The organism is uncultured Sphingomonas sp. (assembly GCF_913777625.1).
Taxonomy (GTDB): Bacteria; Pseudomonadota; Alphaproteobacteria; order Sphingomonadales; family Sphingomonadaceae; genus Sphingomonas.
In genome coordinates, this window is the sequence record NZ_CAJYTI010000037.1 from 12,596 (window position 1) to 33,347 (window position 20,752).

17 protein-coding genes are annotated in these 20,752 nt (G+C 68.2%); 8 read left to right on the forward strand and 9 right to left on the reverse strand.

Translation table 11 applies throughout. The annotated features are described in order from the left end of the window. Window positions 1-37: 37 nt before the first annotated feature. The 8 genes from QZ814_RS17030 to pdxH all read right to left on the reverse strand — a co-directional run bounded on the left by QZ814_RS17030 (window position 38) and on the right by pdxH (window position 7,830). A complete protein-coding gene (locus tag QZ814_RS17030) occupies window positions 38-994 on the reverse strand; it encodes a GAF domain-containing protein (RefSeq protein ID WP_294334500.1) in 957 nt (318 codons plus the stop codon). Between the two features lie 64 nt (window positions 995-1,058). Continuing rightward, window positions 1,059-1,448 (reverse strand): cytochrome o ubiquinol oxidase subunit IV, encoded by a 390-nt coding sequence (gene cyoD, locus QZ814_RS17035; protein ID WP_294334502.1) that lies wholly within the window; start codon window positions 1,446-1,448, stop codon window positions 1,059-1,061. Beyond that, window positions 1,445-2,092 (reverse strand): cytochrome o ubiquinol oxidase subunit III, encoded by a 648-nt coding sequence (cyoC, locus tag QZ814_RS17040; RefSeq protein ID WP_294334505.1) that lies wholly within the window; start codon window positions 2,090-2,092, stop codon window positions 1,445-1,447. Before cyoC ends, cyoD begins: the two co-directional genes overlap by 4 nt. Continuing rightward, the gene (locus tag QZ814_RS17045; protein WP_294334549.1) at window positions 2,089-4,098 is read right to left on the reverse strand and encodes a cbb3-type cytochrome c oxidase subunit I; all 2,010 of its coding nucleotides are present in this window, start codon (window positions 4,096-4,098) and stop codon (window positions 2,089-2,091) included. The genes cyoC and QZ814_RS17045 overlap by 4 nt, the downstream gene beginning before the upstream one ends. Before the next feature lie 2 nt (window positions 4,099-4,100). Continuing rightward, window positions 4,101-5,024 carry a ubiquinol oxidase subunit II gene (gene cyoA, locus QZ814_RS17050; protein ID WP_294334507.1) on the reverse strand — a complete coding sequence of 308 codons (924 nt, stop codon included), beginning with the start codon at window positions 5,022-5,024 and terminating at the stop codon, window positions 4,101-4,103. A gap of 73 nt (window positions 5,025-5,097) precedes the next feature. Beyond that, window positions 5,098-6,216 carry an MFS transporter gene (locus tag QZ814_RS17055; RefSeq protein ID WP_294334551.1) on the reverse strand — a complete coding sequence of 373 codons (1,119 nt, stop codon included), beginning with the start codon at window positions 6,214-6,216 and terminating at the stop codon, window positions 5,098-5,100. 106 nt (window positions 6,217-6,322) lie between these two features. Further along, window positions 6,323-7,255 carry a cation diffusion facilitator family transporter gene (locus QZ814_RS17060; protein ID WP_294334510.1) on the reverse strand — a complete coding sequence of 311 codons (933 nt, stop codon included), beginning with the start codon at window positions 7,253-7,255 and terminating at the stop codon, window positions 6,323-6,325. Beyond that, the gene (gene pdxH / locus QZ814_RS17065) at window positions 7,252-7,830 is read right to left on the reverse strand and encodes a pyridoxamine 5'-phosphate oxidase (RefSeq protein ID WP_294334511.1); all 579 of its coding nucleotides are present in this window, start codon (window positions 7,828-7,830) and stop codon (window positions 7,252-7,254) included. The genes QZ814_RS17060 and pdxH overlap by 4 nt, the downstream gene beginning before the upstream one ends. Before the next feature lie 97 nt (window positions 7,831-7,927). Here pdxH and QZ814_RS17070 point away from each other — a divergent pair, with 97 nt between their 5' ends. From QZ814_RS17070 to QZ814_RS17105, 8 genes are all read left to right on the forward strand, one after another. Then, a complete protein-coding gene (locus QZ814_RS17070) occupies window positions 7,928-8,794 on the forward strand; it encodes a Ku protein (RefSeq protein WP_294334512.1) in 867 nt (288 codons plus the stop codon). After that, window positions 8,787-11,273, forward strand: coding sequence for a DNA ligase D (gene ligD / locus QZ814_RS17075; RefSeq protein WP_294334513.1), 2,487 nt, complete (start codon window positions 8,787-8,789; stop codon window positions 11,271-11,273). Before QZ814_RS17070 ends, ligD begins: the two co-directional genes overlap by 8 nt. A 60-nt stretch (window positions 11,274-11,333) precedes the next feature. Next, complete coding sequence (locus QZ814_RS17080) at window positions 11,334-11,909, forward strand: sigma-70 family RNA polymerase sigma factor (RefSeq protein WP_294334515.1); 576 nt, start codon at window positions 11,334-11,336, stop codon at window positions 11,907-11,909. Next, window positions 11,875-12,831: a FecR domain-containing protein gene (locus QZ814_RS17085; protein ID WP_294334516.1), complete on the forward strand. Its 957-nt coding sequence runs from the start codon at window positions 11,875-11,877 to the stop codon at window positions 12,829-12,831. Before QZ814_RS17080 ends, QZ814_RS17085 begins: the two co-directional genes overlap by 35 nt. A gap of 78 nt (window positions 12,832-12,909) precedes the next feature. Then, window positions 12,910-15,681 (forward strand): TonB-dependent receptor, encoded by a 2,772-nt coding sequence (locus tag QZ814_RS17090; protein WP_294334518.1) that lies wholly within the window; start codon window positions 12,910-12,912, stop codon window positions 15,679-15,681. Between the two features lie 13 nt (window positions 15,682-15,694). Then, on the forward strand, window positions 15,695-16,903 hold the full coding sequence (locus QZ814_RS17095) for a histidine-type phosphatase (protein WP_294334520.1): 1,209 nt from the start codon (window positions 15,695-15,697) through the stop codon (window positions 16,901-16,903). Window positions 16,904-16,977: 74 nt separating this feature from the next. After that, window positions 16,978-19,458 (forward strand): circularly permuted type 2 ATP-grasp protein, encoded by a 2,481-nt coding sequence (locus tag QZ814_RS17100; protein ID WP_294334525.1) that lies wholly within the window; start codon window positions 16,978-16,980, stop codon window positions 19,456-19,458. Beyond that, a complete protein-coding gene (locus QZ814_RS17105; RefSeq protein ID WP_294334553.1) occupies window positions 19,458-20,393 on the forward strand; it encodes a transglutaminase family protein in 936 nt (311 codons plus the stop codon). The genes QZ814_RS17100 and QZ814_RS17105 overlap by 1 nt, the downstream gene beginning before the upstream one ends. On the opposite strand, the gene QZ814_RS17110 is transcribed toward QZ814_RS17105, so the two are convergent. Then, on the reverse strand, window positions 20,390-20,683 hold the full coding sequence (locus tag QZ814_RS17110; protein WP_294334527.1) for a hypothetical protein: 294 nt from the start codon (window positions 20,681-20,683) through the stop codon (window positions 20,390-20,392). The genes QZ814_RS17105 and QZ814_RS17110 overlap by 4 nt on opposite strands. Between the last annotated feature and the right edge of the window lie 69 nt (window positions 20,684-20,752).

The window sequence follows — 20,752 nt, forward strand, 5'->3', positions numbered from 1 at the left end:
CGCGGCAAACCTGTCTCATTTGCGAGACAGGGGGCGCTCAGGCGCGGATGCCGGCCTTGGCAAGCCGCCGGTAGAAGGTCGCGCGGCCGATGCCGAGCAGCCGCGCCGCGGCGCTGGCATTGCCGCCCGCGCGCGCCAGCGCCTGGCGCAGCACCGTGCGATCGGCATCATCGAACGAGGGTTCGGCACCGCCGCCGAGCAGGGTCTCAAGCGGCTGCGGCGCGATCGGCGCATGCGCACCCAGCCCCAGCCGCAGCCGGGCGCCGCGGCTGGCGCCGACCACCAGATCGTCGCGGTCGACCGCGAGCAGCGCCGTTCCCGTCGCCGCTTCCTCGGCGAGGAACAGGATGCGGCGATCGGCGAAGTGGCGGCAGAAATAGTCGCGCTCGATCCGCCGCGCGGCCTCGCGCACCAGCGAGGCGATCATCTCCGCCATCGCCGGCCCATGATCGGCCCGGCAGCTCGATACGTCGAGCGCGGCGACCAGCCGCCCCTCGGGGTCATGCACCGGCGCGTCCATGCAGCTGATGCCGATGTTGCGGCTGGCGAAATGCTGGTCGCGATGAATGATCACCGGCTGGTCTTCAAACAGGCAGGTACCGATGCCGTTGGTACCCTGTTCCGATTCGCTCCAGCGCACGCCGTCGGCCAGCCCTACCCGCGCAAAGGCATCGAGGTCGCCCGCACCGGCGCGCGTTTCGAGGATTACGCCTTCGGCATCGCTCAGCACCACGCCGCAGCCGCTGCGGCCGACGGTGCGGAACATCTCGTCGAGCACCGGCACCGCCACCGCGAGCAGCGGCTGGTGCAGACTCCGCCGATCGGCCAGCGCCGTATCGCCGATCCGCTCGCGGGGAGAGGCGGATTCGGGATCGAGCTTGTGGTGCAGCGCCGATCGGCACCAGGAGGCCGCAAGCGGCGAGACGGCGGCACTGCTCGGCGAATGGACGGTGCCGAGCACGCGGTCGGCGTGGCGCGGGGACGTTTCGGACATGGGCGGTTCCTCAAGCACGCCGATGCTGCGGCGATGCTGCGTACCCGTCAACACGTAGAGTCCCTCAAGGAAAACCGTGCATTTGCCGCCCCATAGGCATCATCGCATGGTCGAGATGGCCGAGGATCCACACCGACCCGCCGATCAGCAGCAGCACCACCAGCGTGCCGAAGGCGAGCGCCAGCGCATTGTTGGTGTTGTCCGGCCCGCTCGACACATGGAGGAAGAAGACGAGGTGGACGCCCATCTGCGCGATGGCGAACACGATCAGCGCCATCGGGATCGCCGGTCGCCAGACGATCGGCAGGTTGACGACGGCAAAGGCGGCCACCGTGAGCAGCGCCGCGATGCCCAGCCCGACCGCATAGCTGGCGGTACCGCCGGCGAATTCCTCGCCCTCGGCCGACTCGTCGCCAGGAGCGGTGTCGGCGGGATCGGTTTCGCGCTCGCTCATGGCGCCACTCCCATCAGATAGACCATGGTGAAGATGCCGACCCAGACGATGTCGAGCGCGTGCCAGAACAGGGTGAAGCACATCAGACGCCGCAGCACTTGCGGCCGGAAGCCCTTCACCCAGAGCTGCGCCATCATCGTGCCGAGCCAGAGCAACCCCACCGCGATGTGCAGGCCGTGCAAGCCGACCAGGCCGAAAAAGGCGGAGAGGAAGGCACTCCGCTGTGGCCCCGCCCCCTTGCCGATCATCTCGGCGAACTCGATCAGCTCGAGGCCCAGGAACACCGCGCCGAGCACGCCGGTGGCGAGCAGCCAGGCCAGCGCGGGGACCAGCTTGTGCTTCTGGGCCGCGACCCCCGCCAGGCCGGAGGTGAAGCTGGAAATGAGCAGCGCCGCCGTCTCGATCGCCACACGGCCCTGCCCGAACAGCTCGTGGGGCGACGGGCCCCCGGCGGTCTGTTTGGCGAGCACCGCATAGGCGGCGAAGAAGCCGGAAAAGAGGATGATGTCGCTAAGGAGGTAGATCCAGAAGCCATAGCCCACGGTGGTCCGCTTGCCCGCCGGGCCGCCCTCGCCGCGCCCGGTCGTGCTGTCCGCGCCGCCGCCGCGGCCGATGCGATACGGGTCCTGCACCTTGGCGGTCATGCCGGCTGCTCCCGGTTTTCCTCGAGCCACTTGCTCCGCGAAGCACGACGATCGCGATCGATCCGCGCGACTTCATCGGCGGGAATCTCCTTCTCTTCCTCGTCCCGCCAGGCGAAGACGACGAAGGTCGCATAGGCCCCGACGAACCCGAGCGCCGCCAGCCACCAGATCATCCAGATCATCGAAAAGCCGATCAGCGTGGCGAAGAAGGCGGTGACGACGCCGGTCGCGGTGTTGCGCGGCATCTCGATCGCCTCGTACGTAGGCTCGTCGGCAAGGCCCTGGCTATCGATCGCCTGGCGCTTGATCGTCCAATAGGGCTCCTCGCCGTGCACGCGCGGCAGCACCGCGAAGTTGAACGCCGGCGGCGGGGACGAGGTCGCCCATTCGAGCGAGCGGCCGTCCCAGGGATCGCCGGTCTCGTCGCGGAGCGCCTCGCGATTGCGGATGCTGACGACGATCTGGAGGATCTGCGAGGCGACGCCGAGAATCATCACCCCGATTCCGGCCACCGAGACGTAGAGCCACGGCGCCCATTCGGTGAAGTCGATATGCTGCAACCGCCGGGTCATGCCTTCCAGCCCCAGCACGTACATCGCGCCGAACACGATCAGGAAGCCGGCGAGCGTCAGCCAGAAGGCCATCTTCCCCCAATACTCGTCGAGCCGGAAGCCGAACGCCTTGGGGAACCAATAGGTGATTCCCGCGAACGCACCGAAGATCACGCCCGAGTTGATCACATTGTGGAAGTGCGCGACCAGGAACATCGAATTGTGCAGCATGAAGTCGGCGGGCGGCACCGCGAGCAGCACGCCGGTCATCCCGCCAATGATGAAGGTCATCATGAAGGCGAGCGACCAGAGCATCGGCGTGGGGAAGCGCAGGCGGCCGCCATACATGGTAAACAGCCAGTTGTACATCTTCACGCCGGTGCCGACCGCGATGATGCTGGTGGCGATGCCGAAGGCGGCGTTGACGTCCCCGCCCGCCCCCATGGTGAAGAAATGGTGGAGCCATACCGTGAAGGAGACGATGACGATGAACAGCGTCGCCGCCACCATCGAGCGATAGCCGAACAGCGGCTTGGACGAGAAGGTGGAGAAGATCTCGGAGAAGATGCCGAACGCCGGCAGGATGAGGATGTACACCTCCGGATGCCCCCAGGCCCAGATGAGGTTCACGAACATCATCATGTTGCCGCCGGCTTCATTCGTGAAGAAATGGAAGCCGAGATAGCGGTCGAGCGTCAGCATCGCGAGCGTGGCGGTGAGGATCGGGAAGGCCGCGACGATCAGCATGTTGGCGCCCAGCGCCGTCCAGCAGAACATCGGCATGCGGAGATAGCCCATGCCCGGCGCGCGCAGCTTGAGGATCGTCGTCACAAGATTGATGCCGGACATCAAGGTGCCCACACCCGAAATCTGGATCGCCCAGACATAGTAATCGACGCCGACGCCGGGTGAGTAGGTCGTCTCGCTCAAGGGGGCGTAGGGCAGCCAGCCGGTGCGGGCGAACTCGCCGATGACCAGGCTCATATTGACGAGCAGCGCGCCCGCGGCGGTGAGCCAGAAGCTGGTCGAGTTAAGCGTCGGGAAGGCGACGTCGCGCACGCCGAGCTGGAGCGGCACGACGAAGTTCATCAGCCCGATCACCACCGGCATCGCGCCGAAGAAGATCATGATCGTGCCGTGCGCGGAGAAGATCTGGTCGTAATGCTCGGGCGGCAGATAGCCCTGGGCATGGCCGATCGCGCTCGCCTGCTGGGTGCGCATCATGATCGCGTCGACAAAACCGCGCAGCAGCATGACGAGCCCGAGCAGCACGTACATTACCCCGATCCGCTTGTGATCGACCGAGGTGATCCACTCCTTCCAGAGGTACGGCCAATGCCCCTTCACGGTAATCCAGCCGAGCACGGCGAGCAGCGCCAGCCCTACGCCACCGGCGGCGATCAGCGGGATCGGCTGGCTGAACGGAATCGCGGACCAGGTGAGCTTACCGAGCATCGTCACTCCGCCGTTCCGGGGGAAACTTGTGGTTGGCCGTCGCGGCCCTGTTCGGGGCCGGGCGCGGGGGGAAGGTGCTGCGCCACCACCATGTCGAACAGCCCCGGCTGCACTGCACCCCAGTGCTTGGGCGGTTCATGCTGGCTCTGGCGCGCGAGCACGCGATAGGCGGGCGCGTCGAGCAGCCCGCCTGCCGCCTTCACGCGCGACACCCAGCGGGTGAACTCCGCCACGGGAACGGCCTGGAGCCGGAAGTTCATGTCCGAAAAGCCGTCGCCGCTATAATGCGCGCTCTGGCCGTAATAGCTGCCGGGCTTGTCCGCCTGCAGGTGCAGCGTCGTCGCCATGCCGTTCATCGTGTAGATCTGGCTGCCCAGCCGCGGCACGAAGAAGCTGTTCATCACGCTCGCCGAGGTGAGCCGGAAGCGGATCGGCACGCCCGCCGGCACCACCGGCTGGTTGAGCGTGGCGATGCCCTGCGCCGGATAGACGAACAGCCATTTCCAATCGAGCGACACCACCTGCACCTCGAGCGGCGGCGTCCTGTCGTTGAGCGGCTTGGCAGGATCGAGATCGTGGCTGCCGATCCAGATCAGCCCGCTGAGGAACAGGATGGTCAGCAGCGGGATCGACCACACGATCAGCTCGATCCGCCCCGAATAGACGAATCCCGGCCGGTATCTGGCCTTGCCGTTGCCGGCGCGGAACCACCAGGCGAAGGCGAGGATCGCAACCATGGTCGGCACCACGATCGCCAGCATAATCGCCAGCGAATCGAGCAGGATGATACGGTTGTTCGCGCCGATCGGTCCGGCAGGGTGCAGGATGCTCGCCCCGCCGCAGCCGCCGATCGGCAAGGAAAGCAGGATGGCCGCACCCAACGCGGCGCGTGCAGCCACGGCGTCGCGCGGTGCGGGGTGATTCATGGGGCGGCGCTCCTCCTGATGCGGGGGGCAACGACGCGGCCGCGCCCCCGTTCCCGGAAATCGGCGCCGGAGGTCAGCCTTTCGCGCGATTCACCAGCTGGAGCAGCGCCGCGATCAGCGACAGCCCCCCACCGAGCAGCGCCACCCCCGTCCATCCGCCCATTCCCCAGGCGAGAGTCGCCGTTGCCGAGCCTGCCGAGGCGCCGAGGAACATCGACCCCATCAGCACCGTGTTGAGCCGCGCCCGCGCCTCGGGCCGAAGCGCGAAGATGATGTGCTGGTTGGAGACGAGCGCGCTCTGCACCGCGAAATCGAGAACGACCACGCCGATGACGAGCGCAGCGAGGCTCGCCCAGAGGCCGAACAGCAGCCAGCTCGCCACCGCCAGCAGCGCGCCGATCAGCACCACGCGGTGCGGACCGCTTTTATCCGCGATCCTGCCCGCAAGCGGCGCACCCAGAATGCCCGCCGCACCGACGACACCGAACAGCCCCGCCACGTCGGCACCCAAGTTGAAGCGCGGTGTCTGCAGATACAACGCCAGAATCGTCCAGAAGCCGGTAAAGCCGGCGAACAGCAGCGCCTGGGTGATCGCCGCGAGCCGCAGCGCCGGAAATTCACGCCATAGCTGCCCCAGCGAACCGAGCAGCGCGGCATAGCCCAGCGTCGCCTCGGGCGCGCTCCGCGGCAGACGCCACGCCATGACGCCAGCGGTACCCAGCGCAAGCGGCACGCCCAGCCAGAACATCTCGCGCCAGCCGGCATGCGTACCGACGAAGCCGGACAGCGTGCGGCTGAGCAGGATGCCGCACAGCAACCCCGCCATCACCGTCCCCACCGTCTGCCCGCGCCGTGCCGGATCGGCGAGGTGGGCAGCGAAGGGCACGATCTGCTGCGCGACGCTTGCGGCGGCTCCCACCAGCAGCGAGGCGCCGATCAGCATCCACGCATTGGGCGCCAGTGCCGCGCCGACCAGCGCCGCCGCCAGCACCAGGAACTGGAGCACGATCAGCCGCTTGCGCTCGTGCAGGTCGCCCAGCGGCACGAGCAGGAACAGGCCCGCCGCATAGCCCAGCTGGGTTGCCGTCGGCACCAGCCCCGCCGGCTGGCCGGGCAGGTCGCGCTCGATGATGCCCAGCATCGGCTGGTTGTAATAGATATTGGCGACCGCGATCCCCGCCGCCGCCGCCATGGCGAAGGTCAGGCCGCGGCCGAGCCGGGCAGTGGGTTGGGGGGCAAGCAAAGCGGCGACTCCTCGGGCGTTGGGTCGCACAGATAGGAAGCCCCCGCCCCGGTTGTTACTGTCCGATGGTTTGGGGCCCGCTTTCGTCGAGCAGATTGGTCTCGGCCATCGCATTGTCGGGCTCGTCGACATGGCCGTCCGGATCGACGTGGATCAGGATCTCGGTGTCCGGGAACGCTTCGGCGAGCGCGCCCTCCAGCCGTTCGACCACATCATGGGCTTCGGCGATCGTCATGCAGGCGCGCATGGCGACGTGGAACTGGACGAAATCGCGGTTGCCGCTGGTGCGGGTGCGCAGGTCATGCAGGCTCTTCAGCTCGGGGTGTTCGGCCGCGATCTCGACGAAACGGCGACGCTTCTCCTCGGGCCATTCGCGGTCCATCAGCTGGTCGATGGCGGCGACCGAGGCGCGCCAGGCGCCCCACAGCAGCCAGAAGGCGATGGCGATGCCGAACACGGGGTCGGCGCCGGTGAGCCCCAGATAGCTTTCGCAGACCAGCGCGGCGATCACCGCGGCGTTTAGGTACAGGTCCGAGCTATAGTGGATGCTGTCCGTGGTGATCGCGATCGAACCGGTCTGGCGGATCACGCGGCGCTGATATTCGGTGAGCGCCAGCGTCACCAAAATCGCGACCACCGACACCGCGATACCGTCCGCCGGATGTGCGCTGGTTTCGCTCTGCACCAGCCGCTGCACCGCGCGCAGCAGGATGGCAAAGCCCGAGATGGCGATGATCACCACCTGGAACAGCGCCGCCAGCGCCTCCGCCTTGCCATGGCCGAAGCGGTGCTCGTCATCCGCGGGCTGCGACGCCCAATGGACGCCACCCAGCGTCACCAGCGATGCGACCAGATCGAGCCCCGAATCGGCAAGGCTGGCGAGCACCGCGACGGACCCGGTCTTCACCGCCGCATAGGATTTGAGCGCCCCCAGGAAGAGCGCGCTGCACACGCTGGCGATCGCGGCGCGGCGAGCGAGGTTGGTCACGGGAACAACATGCCTTCCTGCCAGCCGTCGCCAGCGCGGGTGAAGACGCGGCGCTCGTGCAGGCGATGCTCGCGGTCGAGCCAGAACTCGATCCGCTCGGGCGTCACCCGGTACCCGCCCCAATGCGGCGGGCGCGGCACCGGCTGCCCCTCGAAGCGCGCCTGGACATCGGCGAAGCGCGCCTCGAAGGTCGCACGGGCGTCGAGCGGTCGCGACTGGTCCGAGGCCCAGGCGCCGAGCTGCGAATCGCGGCTGCGGCTGGCGAAATAGGCGTCGGACTCTTCATCGCTGGCGAAGCCGATCGGCCCCTCGATGCGGATCTGGCGACGCAGCGATTTCCAGTGGAAGAGCAAAGCGACATGCGGGTTGGCGGCGAGGTCGCCGGCCTTGCGGCTCTCGCGGTTGGTGTAGAAGACGAAGCCGCGTTCGTCATAGCCCTTGAGCAGCACCATGCGGACCGAGGGGCGGCCCTGCGCGTCCGCGGTCGCCAGCGCCATCGCGTTGGAATCGTTGATCTCGGTGGTACGCGCCTCGGTGTACCAGCTGTGGAAAAGCGCGAAGGGGTCGGTGCTCATGGGGTCTGCCTCTACAGCCTAAACGCCGCCGTTGCGATGGGCGGAACATGACGTCCTTTGGGGAATTGAATCGGCCCGGCAACGAGGAGACTTCCGCATGGCCGCGCGCGCCTATTGGCAGGGACAGATACGGCTGGCCCTCGTTTCGATTCCCGTCGAGATCTACACCGCCACCAAATCCGGGGCGCAGATCGCGTTCCACCAGATCCACGAGCCGAGCGGCCAGCGGATCCAGTACCAGAAGGTCGCCCCCGGCATCGGCGCGGTCGAGCCCGACGAGATCGTGAAAGGATATGAGGTCGAGAAGGGCGAATATGTCCTGCTCGAACAGGACGAGATCGACGCGGTGAAGCTCGAATCGCGCAAGACGCTGGAGCTGACCCAGTTCGTCGACGCCGACGAGATCGACGTGCTCTATTACGAACGCCCCTATTTCGTCGTGCCCGCGGACGACCTTGCCGAGGAAGCGTTCATCGTGCTGCGGGAGGCGCTGCGGCGGGCGCGCAAGGTGGGCCTGGGCCAGCTCGCAATGCGCGGGCGGGAATATGTGGTGAGCCTCAAGCCCTGCGGGCGCGGCATGATCCTGGAAACGCTGCGGTATGCCGACGAAGTGCAGAAGGCGCAGGGCTATTTCCGCGAGATCCCCGACAGCGAGCCCGATCCCGAGCTGCTCGATCTCGCCCAGACGCTGATCGAGAAGAAATCGGGCAGCTTCGATCCCAAGGACTTCCACGACCGCTATGTCGATGCGCTCCGCGAGCTGATCGAGAAGAAGAAAAAGGCCAAGGGCGCCAAGATCCTGGAGGATCCGGACAAGCCGGACGAGCGTGGATCGAATGTCGTGGACCTGATGGCGGCGCTGAAGAAGTCGCTCAATACCGGCGATGCCAAGCCCGCCCCCAAAGCCAAGGCGCCCGCGAAGAAGGCACCGGCCAAGAAGCCGGCGGCGAAAAAGCGTGCCTGACGCCGACAGCCTCGCCCGCTACAACGCCAAGCGCGACTTCGCCAAGACAGCAGAGCCCGCCGGCAAGGTCGCCAAGACCGGCGGCAACCGCTTCCTCGTCCAGAAGCACGACGCGACCCGGCTCCACTGGGACTTCCGGCTGGAGGTGGGCGGCGTGCTCAAGAGCTGGGCGGTGACGCGCGGCCCCAGCCTCGATCCCGACGAGAAACGGCTGGCGGTGCGCACCGAGGACCACCCGCTGTCCTATGCGGACTTCGAGGGCACGATCCCCAAGGGCCAATATGGCGGCGGCACGGTGATGCTGTGGGACAGCGGCACTTGGGCGCCGGTGCCGGGCAAGAGCGCCAAGGATCTGGAGAAGGGCCATCTCCATTTCGTGCTTCACGGCGAGCGGATGAACGGCGAGTGGCTGCTGATCCGGCTCAAGCCGAGGGCCAAGGAAAAGGCCCAGAACTGGCTGCTGCGCAAGATCGACGATGCGTTCGCGGGCGCGACGGACGAATTGGTCGAGACGGGGCTGACCAGCGTCACCACCGGCCGCACCATGCAGGAGATCGCCGAGGGCGCGAGCCCCAAGATCCTCCCCAGAACGGGGAGGGGGACCAAGCCGCAAAGCGGCTTGGTGGAGGGGGAGCGCGGCAAGGGAAGCCGTTCCAGAAAGGGCGCTGCCCGGTCGAAGTCCCCCGCCTTCCAGCAGCCCCAGCTCGCCACGCTGGTCGACACCGTGCCCACCGGCAACCAGTGGCTCCACGAGATCAAATATGACGGCTATCGCACGCTGATCGCCACCGGCGCCGGGGGGCCGAAGATCTACACCCGCTCAGGCCTCGACTGGACCGCGAAGTTCCCCGGCATCGCCGAAGCCGCCGCCACGCTCCCGCCCGGCGCGCTCATCGACGGCGAGATCGTCGCGATGAAAGACGGCAAGCCCGATTTCTCCGCCTTGCAGGAGGCGATCTCCGCCGGCGGCGGGGGGCTGCTGCTTTTCGCCTTCGACCTGCTCGTCGAAGCCGGCGATGACCTGACCGCCCTCCCCCAGATCGACCGCAAGGAACGGCTGCGCGCGCTGATCGTCGGCGCCGACGATCGCATCCGCTTCTCCGAACATATCGTCGGCCAGGGCGAAAAGCTGTTTGCGAGCATGTGCCGCGAGGGCTTCGAAGGCGTCGTCTCGAAGCGCGCCGACGCGCCCTATCGCGGCACGCGCAGCAAGGCGTGGCTGAAGATCAAGTGCACGCAGCGCCAGGAGTTCGTGATCCTCGGCTGGATCGCCTCCACCGCGCGGGGGCGCGGCTTCAAGTCGCTGCTGCTCGGCGTAAACGGGCCGGAGGGGCTCGTCTATGCCGGCAAGGTCGGCACCGGGTTCAACACCGAGACGCTGCTGTCGGTGCGCGAGCGACTGGACGCGCTGGCGACCGACACCCCTGCGGCCAAGGTGCCCCGCCCAGAAGCACGCGGGGCGCATTGGGTGAAGCCGGAGCTGGTCGCTGAGATCGCCTTTGCGGAATTCACCGCCGAGAAGGTGGTCCGCCACGCCAGCTTTCTCGGCCTGCGCGAGGACAAGGCGGCCGATACGGTCATCGCCGAGGAGCCGGCTGCGCTTCCTGAAACCGCGCCGTCCTCGATCAAGATCAGCAGCCGCGACCGGGTGATCTTCCCCGAATCGAAGCGCACCAAGGGCGATCTCGCCGATTATTATGCCGCCGTCGCCCCCATCGCGCTGCCCTGGCTGGCCGAGCGCCCGATCAGCCTGGTCCGCTGCCCGCAGGGACGCGCCAAGCAATGCTTTTTCCAGAAGCACGACGCCGGCAGCTTCGGCGAGCAGGTCCACCATGTCGACATTCGCGAGAAGGACGGATCGACCCAGCCCTATCTCTATGTCTCGGATGCCGACGGCATGCTCGCCTGCGTCCAGATGGGCACGATCGAGTTCCATGGCTGGGGATCGCGCGTCGCCGATGTCGAGAAGCCGGACAGGCTGGTGTTCGACCTGGACCCCGACGAGGGGCTCGATTTCGAGGTCGTCAAGAAGGCCGCCGAGCATCTGAAGGCGCAGCTGGCCGAAATCGGCCTCACCAGCTGGCCGATGCTCTCCGGCGGCAAGGGCGTGCACGTGGTGGTGCCGCTGGTCCCGCAGGCCGAATGGCCGGCCGCCAAGAGCTTCTGCGAACGCTTCGCCCGCGCGCTTGCCCAGGCAGAGCCGGAGCGCTTTACCGCCAATCTCAAGAAAGCGAACCGTGTCGGCCGCATCTTCATCGACTATCTGCGCAACCAGCGCGGCGCGACCGCGGTGCTCCCCTATGTCGCCCGTGCGCGGGCAAACGCGCCGGTCGCCGCGCCCGTCACCTGGACCGAGCTGCGCGACATCGACAGCGCGCACGCCTTCACGATCGCGGACGCCCCGACGCTGCTCGAACGCGCCGCCAGCCGGGCGCTGCGCGGCTGGGGGACCGCCGATCAGGTGCTCCCCGATCTGTAACGCGAGTGTCACGAGGGTTTCGCACATCGGCTCTAGCGCGGCGCACGGGAAGGCAGGTCCGTGCGCGCAGCTTCGTCCGAGATCATTCGCTGGGTGGCATTGCATGTGGTGCCGCAAGAACCGCAGGTACGCGGTGCGCTGCGCCGTGCCGGCGTTGCCGAGACGGATATCGACGACCTGATCCAGGAAGCCTATTGCCGCTTCGCCGCGATGGACAGCATCGCCCATGTCGACCGCCCCGGCGGCTATTTCATGCAGATGGTGAAGAACCTCTGGCGCGACCAGCTGCGCCGCGCCCGCGTGGTGCGCTTCGAGGAAGTTACGGAAATCGCCCAGTGGCTCGTCGAGGCAGAGGAACTGGGCGTGGAAGCGGCGGTGGCGGCGCGCGAGCAGGTGCGGATGGTGGAGCGGCTGCTCGCCGACCTGCCCGAGCGGTGCCGCACCATCTTCACGCTGAAGCGGATCGAGGGGCTGCCGCAAAGAGAGATTGCGCGGCGGCTCGGGGTAAGTGAAAGCATCGTCGAGAACGATGTGCAGAAGGCGCTGCGGAGCATCCAGCGCGCGATACGGACCGAGCGGTTCGAGAAGGAAGATTGGGGCGTTGGCGAACCGCGGCGATACCGCATCCCGGCTTGAAGACGAGGCTGCCCATTGGGCGGCCCGCATCGACGCATCTCCAGACGCAGCGCCCGCCGGCCTGAACCGCTGGCTGCGCGCCGATCCCGCGCATGCCGGTGCGCTGCTCCGCGCGCAGGCGACCTTGGTGCTGCTGGGCGGCGCGGTGCCCGAAACTTTGGTGGCCGAACGGCCAGGCGGCGGCCGCCGTATCTGGTGGCTGGGCGGCGCCAGTGCGGCGCTCGCCGCATCGATCACCGCGGCGCTGCTGCTGCTGCCCGCCCGCGGCGAGCAGATCCGCACCGGCATCGGCGAGGTCCGCACGGTAGCGCTGAACGACGGCTCGTCGCTCGCAGTGGATGCCGGCAGCGAGCTCGTCACGCACATCGCCGGCGCCGCGCGTCTGGTGACCCTCGCAGACGGCAAGGCACTGTTCCGGGTGCGCCATGATGCCCATTCCCCATTCCGCGTGCAGGTAGGCAAGGTGACGATCACCGACATCGGCACGGTCTTCCAGGTCGAGGCCGATCGCGACACCGGCATGGTGGAGGTGCTGGTGAGCGAAGGCGAAGTACAGGTGGCCTCCTCTGGGCAGTCGGTGCGTCTCGTCGCCGGCCAGCGCGCACGGTTTGTAATCCGCGGGGCCGCTCCCGTTGCAACGGTGGAGCGGGTCGACGCCGCCGGGATCGAACGCGCGCTCGGCTGGACCAGCGGCCGGCTCGATCTCGACGGCGAAACGCTCGGCGAGGCGGTAGCCGAGCTCAACCGCCACAACCCGCTGCAGATCCGCCTCGCCAGCCCCGCCCTGGCCGGCGAGAAGCTGTACGGCGCCTTCCGAATCGACGATCCCGCCGGCTTCGCGCAGAGCGCGGCGATCGGTCTTGGTACCCGCGCGCGCATCGGACCGGATGTGATCCTGATCGGCACGCCCGAAAAAAAGTAGCGGGTCGGTTAAGGAAATCGTCGCCGCGATCGTCGGGCAACCGAGAACCGAGCCATTCCGGCTCCGGGGGGTGGAACCATGATTTCGAAGAATCGCTGGCTCGGCGCGACGGCGGTCGTGGCGATGAGCACGCTCGCCCAGCCCGCGCTGGCGCAGGTGCAGAGCTTCAACATTCCGGCGCAGGACGTGACCGGCGCGGTGCGCCTGTTCGCGCGCCAGGGCGGCGTGCAGATCATCGTCGCGGGCAGCGTCGGCGCCGGCCACCGCACCAACGCCGTCTCCGGCAAGCTGCCGGTTGCGGAGGCGCTCCAGCAGATGCTCGCGCGCACCGGCCTCGCCGCGCGCGCCACCGGCCCCAACCGCTATGTGATCGTCGCCGAGGAGCGGCCTAGCCAGACGAGCCAGGCCGAACCGGCCGTTGTCGAGGTTCCCGGCGACATCGTCGTCACCGGCTTCCGCGCCTCGCAGCGCGAAGCGGTCGCCGAGAAGCGCGCCGCCGATAACGTGATCGAGACGCTCCACGCCAACGACGTGGGCAAGCTGCCCGACCAGAATGTCGCCGAGGCGATCAAGCGCCTCCCCGGCCTGTCGGTCGCCAACGACCAGGGCGAGGGCCGCTATGCGATCGTCCGCGGGATCGATCCGGCGCTGCTCAACGTCACGCTCAACGGCCAGACGCTGCCCGCGCCCGAGCCGGGCAGCCGCCAGGTGAAGCTCGACGATCTGCCCTCGGCGATGATCCAGTCGGTCGCGGTCACCAAGTCGGTGCTGGCGAGCCAGGACGCCAACGCCATCGCCGGCGAAGTGGCGATCCGCACCCGTACCGGCTTCGACAGCGTGAAGCCCTTCTTCCTCGACGCCCGCGCCGCGCAGGGCTGGTATTCGCTCAACCACAAGGTACCCTACGAGCTGGACGGCACGGTGGGCGGCCGCTTCGGCGCGCAGCAGCAGTTCGGCGCGGTCGTCTCGGTCAATTATTCCGAGCGCCCGATCGAGAGTCAGAATTACCAGGGCTCGACCAACTGGGTGAACGGCGTGCCGGACGGCAACGGCCTGCGCGACTATAACCTCACCCGCACCCGGCTCGGCGTGGTCGGCAATTTCGACTGGCATGCGAGCGAAACCGCCAAGCTCTACCTGCGCACCAGCTATTCGAAGTTCCAGGATCACGAAACCCGGGACCAGAACCGCCTCGCCATCACCACGCCGGGTGCCACCCCCAAGGCGACCGCGACGATCCTGGTGCGCAATCGCAACGAGGACGACAACACCAAGTCGGTGACGCTGGGCGGCGAGTTCGGCGAGGTCGCCGGCGGTACGCTCGAGCTTTCAGGCAACTGGACTCGCGCCGAGAAGAAGGACCCGCTGCGCAGCGAGTTCACCTTCACCACCGCCAAGGGTGCGGTGACGCTGAACTACGATCCCTCGACCTATCCCTACACGCTGACGCCGACCACGGCCGCGTTCAATACGCCGTCGCTGTTCACCTTCAGCAAGGTCAATTTCGACCAGCGCAGCACCTATGAGGAACTGTGGCAGGGCCGGATCGACTATACCCACGACATCGGCCTCGGCGACGGCTCCACCTTCAAGCTCGGTGGCAAATATCTGAGCCGCGACAAGTTCAACGATCAGAACAAGACCAACTACAAGTCGACCAAGACCGCATGGACGCTGGCCAATCCGGTCGGATTTCCCGGCGTGACCGATTTCTACGACGGCATGTTCGCCTTCGGGAACCGCATCAACTATGCCGCGGCTAAGGCCTATTTCGACGCCAACCCGGGCGTCGCAGCGATCGACAAGGCAGGTACGCTCAGCGACACGCTCGCCAACGATTCCGACGTGCAGGAGAAGATCGCCGCCGGCTATGTGATGGCGACGCTGAAGTTCGGCGGCCTCACCCTGGTGCCGGGCGTCCGCGTCGAGCATACCGAGGACGAGGTGAAGGCGAAGGTAGTCAACGCCGCCTCGACGCTGACCGATGGCTATAACAGCTCCGGCAAGACCAGCTATACCGACGTCTTCCCCGGCGTGAACGCCAAGTTCGAGTTCGCCCGCAACCTGCTGCTGCGTGGCGCGGTGACGACGTCGATCGGGCGGCCCAACTACGCCAATCTTGCGCCCTTCGTGGTGGTCGACACCAGCGACCCCGCGACCGCCGCGATCTCGCTCGGCAATGCCAACCTCAAGCCCTATCGCGCGGTAAACTATGACGCGGCGCTGGAATATTATCCGGCCCCCGGCGCGATCCTCTCGGCGGGCGCGTTCCACAAGCAGATCGACAACCCGATCTACAGCAACACCAACCGCCAGACCAACTTCACCGCTGCGGGCGTAAGCTATGCCGCGGCCAACGTCACCCAGCTGCTCAACGCCGATTCGGAAACGGTCACCGGCGTCGAGGGCAATGTGCAGGTGCAGTTCACCTTCCTGCCGGGTCTGCTGAGCGGCTTCGGCGTCTCGGCCAACTTCACCCATGTCTGGGGCCACGCCAGTGCCAGCGTCATCCGCGCGGGCGACGTGCCGCTCGCCTTTCAGTCGAAGAATGTCGGCAACGCGCAGATCTTCTTCGAGAAATACGGCCTCAGCGCGCGCGTCGCGTTCAACTATCGCTCGTCCTATCTGGACACGATCGGCGGCAGTGCGGCGACCGATCAATATACCGATGGCAACGGCCAGCTCGACGTGCACCTGAGCTATCAGGTGACGCCGCAGTTCACGCTGTTCGGCGACGCGATCAACGTTACCGACGCCCCCTGGCGCCGCTATATCGGCACCCGCGCCCAGCTCGTCGAGCGCGAGCGCTACGGCGCGCAGCTGCGCGGCGGCGTGCAGATTCATTTCTGAGGAAGGACAACGAATGAAGCTTCGGATCGGTCTGGGACTGGCCCTCACCCTCGCAACGCCCGCGCTGGCGGGGACGCGCCCGGCCGATCCGCTGGTGGTAGACCGCGTCGTGATGCTGATGCGCCACGGCGTGCGGCCGCCCACCAAGGCCCCAGCCATGCCCCCCCAGGTGACGCCGGAGCGCTGGCCCGACTGGCCAACCCAGCCGGGCTGGCTCACCGCGCACGGCGCGCTCGCCGTGTCGCGGCTCGGGCCCGTCGATGCGCGGGCATGGCGCGGCTACGGCTTGCTGCCTGCCAAGGGCTGCCCCACCGCGGCGGCGATTCGCATCGTCGCCGACAGCGACCAGCGCACGATCGAAACCGCCAAGACCTGGGTCGCGACGCTTGCCCCGGGCTGCCGGATCGCGATCGACCATCGCCCGCAGGACGAATCCGATCCCCGCTTCAACGCGATCGAATCGGGCAAGGCTGCGCTAGATCCGGCCAAGGCCGATGCGGCGGTGCTGGCCGAAGTCGGCCCCGGCGGATTCGCCGCGCTCGATGCGCGCTATGCCCCGCTGCTCGCGCGGATCGATGCGATCCTGTGCGGCAACCCGCGCGCCGGCTGCGGCGTCTCCGGCACGGCAACCGGCCTCGCACCCGCCCGCGCCGACAAGCGGCCCAAGCTGACCGGCGCGCTCGACCGCGCCTCCACCGCGGCGCAGATCCTGCTGCTGGAGGCGGCCGAGGGCATGCCGATGGCGCAGATCGGCTGGGGTCGCGCGACACTGGCAGACGTCACCGCCCTGGGCGAATTCCACGCGCTCGAATTCCGCATCCTCGCCCGCCCGCGCGCAATCGCCGCGGCCAACTTCGCCGGGCTGGCCGGGATCGTCCAAGCCGGGCTGGCAGACAGCGGACCGCGCGTGACGATGATCTCGGGGCACGACACCAATATCGCCAATCTCGGCGGATTGTTCGACATCCACTGGCAAGCCCCCGGCTTCGCTGCGGACGACCCCGTGCCCGGCGGTGCGCTGATCCTGGAGCGGCTGCACGACCGTGCCGGCAAGCGCTATGTTCGCCTGCGCTATCGGGCGCAGTCGCTGCTCCAGCTCCGCAGCGCAGCGCCGCTCGGTGCCGGCCAGCCCTATGATCGCATTCTTCCCGTGCCGGGATGCAACGCGCGCGGCGTGGCGGGGTTGTGTACCCTGGAGGAGGCGCTCGCCCGGCTCGGCTGACGGTCCCGCACATCTCCCGTGTTGCATGGCACCATGGTTTCGCCCATCACCACGGCCGAGAAAGGGACGCAGCTGTGGCCAGCCTTGCCGAGGCGGGATTGTTCGACGCCGGCACCATCGCCGACCGGTGGATCACCGACTATTGCGGCCAGGCGCCCGCCGGCGACGTGCTGTGCGCGCGGGCCTGCGAGGCCTGGTCGGCGCTGTTCGAGGAGGTTGCGGGCCTCTCCGGTGACGGGCTGACCATCGCCCGCGAACGCGCCCATCGCCACGCCGAGGATATCGGCACCGGCTACCGGATCGGCGAGGAGGGCGACGAGCGACCCTGGCCGCTTTCCCCCGTGCCGTTGCTGATCGACCAGCAGGAATGGCACGGCATCGCGGCCGGGATCGCCCAGCGCGCCGAGCTGATGGAGCGGCTGCTCCGCGATTGCTACGGCCCTGCCCGGCTGGTCGCCGACGGCCATCTCCCCGCCGCACTGCTGACCGGCAGCCCCTTCTTCCTTCGCCCCCTCACCCACCTGACTCCGCCGGGCGAGCACCACCTCCACTTCGTCGCCTTCGATCTGTGCCGCAGCCCGGACGGCCATTGGCGGGTGCTGGCCGATCACCTGCGCGCGCCTGCCGGCGCCGGCTATGCGCTGGAAAACCGGCTGGCGATGGCGCGTACGCTGGGTGGCCTGCAGGGCCGGCTCAACATCGAGCGCCACGCCCCCTTCTTCGCCGCCTTCCGCGACGGCATCGCCGCCGCCTGCCGCCGCGCCGAGCCGCGCATGGCACTGCTCACCCCCGGCCGGTTCAACGCCAGCTATGCCGAGCAGGCCCATCTCGCCCGCTATCTCGGATTCCTGCTGGTCGAAGGTGCCGATCTCGCCGTGCTCGACGACCGCGTCTATGTGCGCACCATCGCCGGGCTGAAGCGGGTGGATGCGCTGTGGCACCGGTTCGACCCGCGCTATCTCGATCCGCTCGCGCTCGATTCGCATTCGACGATCGGCGTCGCCGGGCTGATCGACGCGACGGTGGCCGGCAATGTCGTGATCGCCAACGCGCCGGGCGCGGGGCTGCTGGAGGCACCCGCCTTCGCCGCCTTCCTGCCGCGCCTCAGCGAGATCCTGCTCGGCGAGCCGCTGCGCCTGCCTAACATCGCCACCTGGTGGTGCGGTCAGCCTGCGGAAGCCGCGCATGTCACGGCGAATCTCGACCACATGCTGGTCGCCCCCGCCTTCGGCACCCCGCCACTGGGGTTGCCGGAGGGCAAGGCGGTGCTCGGCGCGCATCTGGACGAGACCGCCCGTGCGGCCCTCCGCGACGACCTCACCCGCCGGCCGCAGGACTATGTCGGGCAGGAAGTCGTCTGCCTGTCGACCATGCCGTTCGTGGCGGAAGATCGCCTCGCGCCCCGCCCCTTCACCCTCCGTGTCTTCGCCGCGCGCGATGCGGCCGGCGCCTGGACGGTGCTCCCCGGCGGCTTCGCGCGGATCGGCGAGCATGCCGATGCCCGCGCGGCCGTGATGGGCGAAGGCAGCTGGTCGGCCGATGTCTGCATCCACGGGCCCGATCCGGTCGCGCCGGTGTCGCTGCTGCCCTCGGGCGACTCGACCCAGCTGCGCCGCAATCCCGGCACGCTGCCCAGCCGCGTTGCCGACAACATGTTCTGGCTCGGCCGCTATCTGGAGCGCGGCGAGGCGCTGCTCTCGGTGCTGCGCGTCCTCCTCGGCCATTCGATCAGCGCGGATACCGGTGCCGCCCTTTCGGCCGAGACGGTCGACCGGCTCGCCCAGCTGGTGGTCGCAGGCGGCGCCGCGCCTGCCCCACGCGGCCTGAAGCGCCAGGACCTGACCCAGCTCGCCCGCACCGCACTCGAATCGACCGAGGGCTTCACCAGCGTCCGCGCGATCAACCGGCAGGCGCGCTCGATCGGCGCGGTCTCGCGCGATCGGCTATCGGCCGACATGATCCGCCTGCTCGACGCGCCCTTTCCCGAACGCGGAGTGCTGCTTGATCGCGCCGGCTCGCTGCAGCGGCGCTATTCGGCGCTGGCGGGACAGGCGGGCGAGCATATGGGCCGCACCGATGCGTGGCGCTTCCACGACCTCGGCCGCCGCATCGAACGCGCGCTGGCGACGATCGGCTTCCTGCGCGCCTTGGGCGGCCCGCAGGCGACTGCCGACGATCTCTCGACGCTGCTCGACCTTGCCGACAGCCAGATCAGCTATCGCCAGCGCTACCTGACCGGCATCGCCCGGGTGCCGGTGCTCGACCTGCTCGCGCTCGACCCCGGCAATCCGCGCGGCATCGCCTTCCAGGCGGCGGCGATCTCCGCGCATCTCAACGCGCTCCCCGTCCTCTCCGACGACGGGCTGGCCGAGCCGCAACAGGAGCAGGCGCGTGGTCTTGCCGCCGCGCTGGTCACCGCCCGCGCGACGGCGATCGACGATGCCTGGCTCGCCGATCTCCAATCGCGGCTGTGGACCCTCTCCGAGTCGGTGGCCCGCCGCTATTTCCTGCACGGTGCCGAGCCGCTGCGCGCCGCGGGGCTCGTGCTGGCATGATGCTCTACCGCATCCGCCATGTGACGCGGTTCGACTATGCCCAGCCGGTCGCCTTCGCGCGTTGCAACCTGCGGCTGAAGCCGATCCTGTGGTCCGGCCAGAAAATCGAGGAATATGCGCTGAGCGTGCAGCCCGGCGGCCGCACCTATCCCGCCCGCGCCGAGGCGGGCCTCGCCAATGTCGTGCGGCTGGTGGTGGAGCATGCATCGAACAGCCTGACGATCGAAAGCACCGCGCAGGTCCGCGTCGACCGGCAAATTCCGATTCCCGCGCCCGGCGATCCGACGATCGCCCAGATCGCCGCCTGGGCACGCGCGAGCCGCGATCCCAGCCCGGCCGGTCCGGCGGCCTATCTCTTCCCCTCGCCGCTGATCCCGCTCGACCGCGACATCGCCGCCTGGTGCGCCGAGGAGCTCCAGCAGGATCGCGGCATCCTCGACGCCGGAATCGCGCTCGCCCGGCGCATCCAGCGCGAGTTCGCCTTCGATCCCACCGCCACGCTGGTCGACACACCGCCGCATGAAGCCTTCGCGAAGCGGGGCGGCGTCTGCCAGGATTTCGCGCAGATCATGCTCTCGGGCCTGCGCGCGGCGGGGCTGCCAGCCGCCTATGTCTCGGGCTATCTCCGTACCCTGCCGCCACCGGGCCAGCCCCGCCTGGTCGGCGCCGACGCGACCCATGCCTGGGTGCTGCTCTGGTGCGGGCCGGATCTCGGCTGGGTGGGGGTCGATCCCACCAACGGCATCTGGATGGCCGAGGATCACATCGTCATGGCGATCGGCCGCGACTATGCCGATATCGCGCCCATCGACGGCGTCGTCCTCGGCTCCGGCGCGCAGGCCATGCAGGTGTCGGTCGATGTCGAGCCGCTCCTTGGCGCACCTGTCCTGAACACGGACCACACTATGTCGGCGCCCGACCGACTCGACACCTAGGAGAGAGCTGCGTCTCCTTCCGCAAGCATACCCTCTCGGTCCACGTGACGGCACCATGAGGGCCAGAGTTCATCGATCGCCGCCATGCCGTTCTTGGTAACCTTGAGCGTGTACGCTTCGTCCCGTGCCGGCCGATAGGCGGGGCTGGTCGCCGGTAGAACGATCACCGGCGCATGCCCGAACTGGTCTGCTGTTATGTCGATCACGAAGCCGTTCGCTTCGGCCCAGGCATGCCCCATCCAGCCATAGGCATTGAACACGCCACACTCCTCGTCGACGGTACCCGACATTTCGCGCGGCGGCTGGCCGCTCTGCAGTCTCGCGTCGATGCCGCAACGGCAAAATGCTCTCACGAGAAA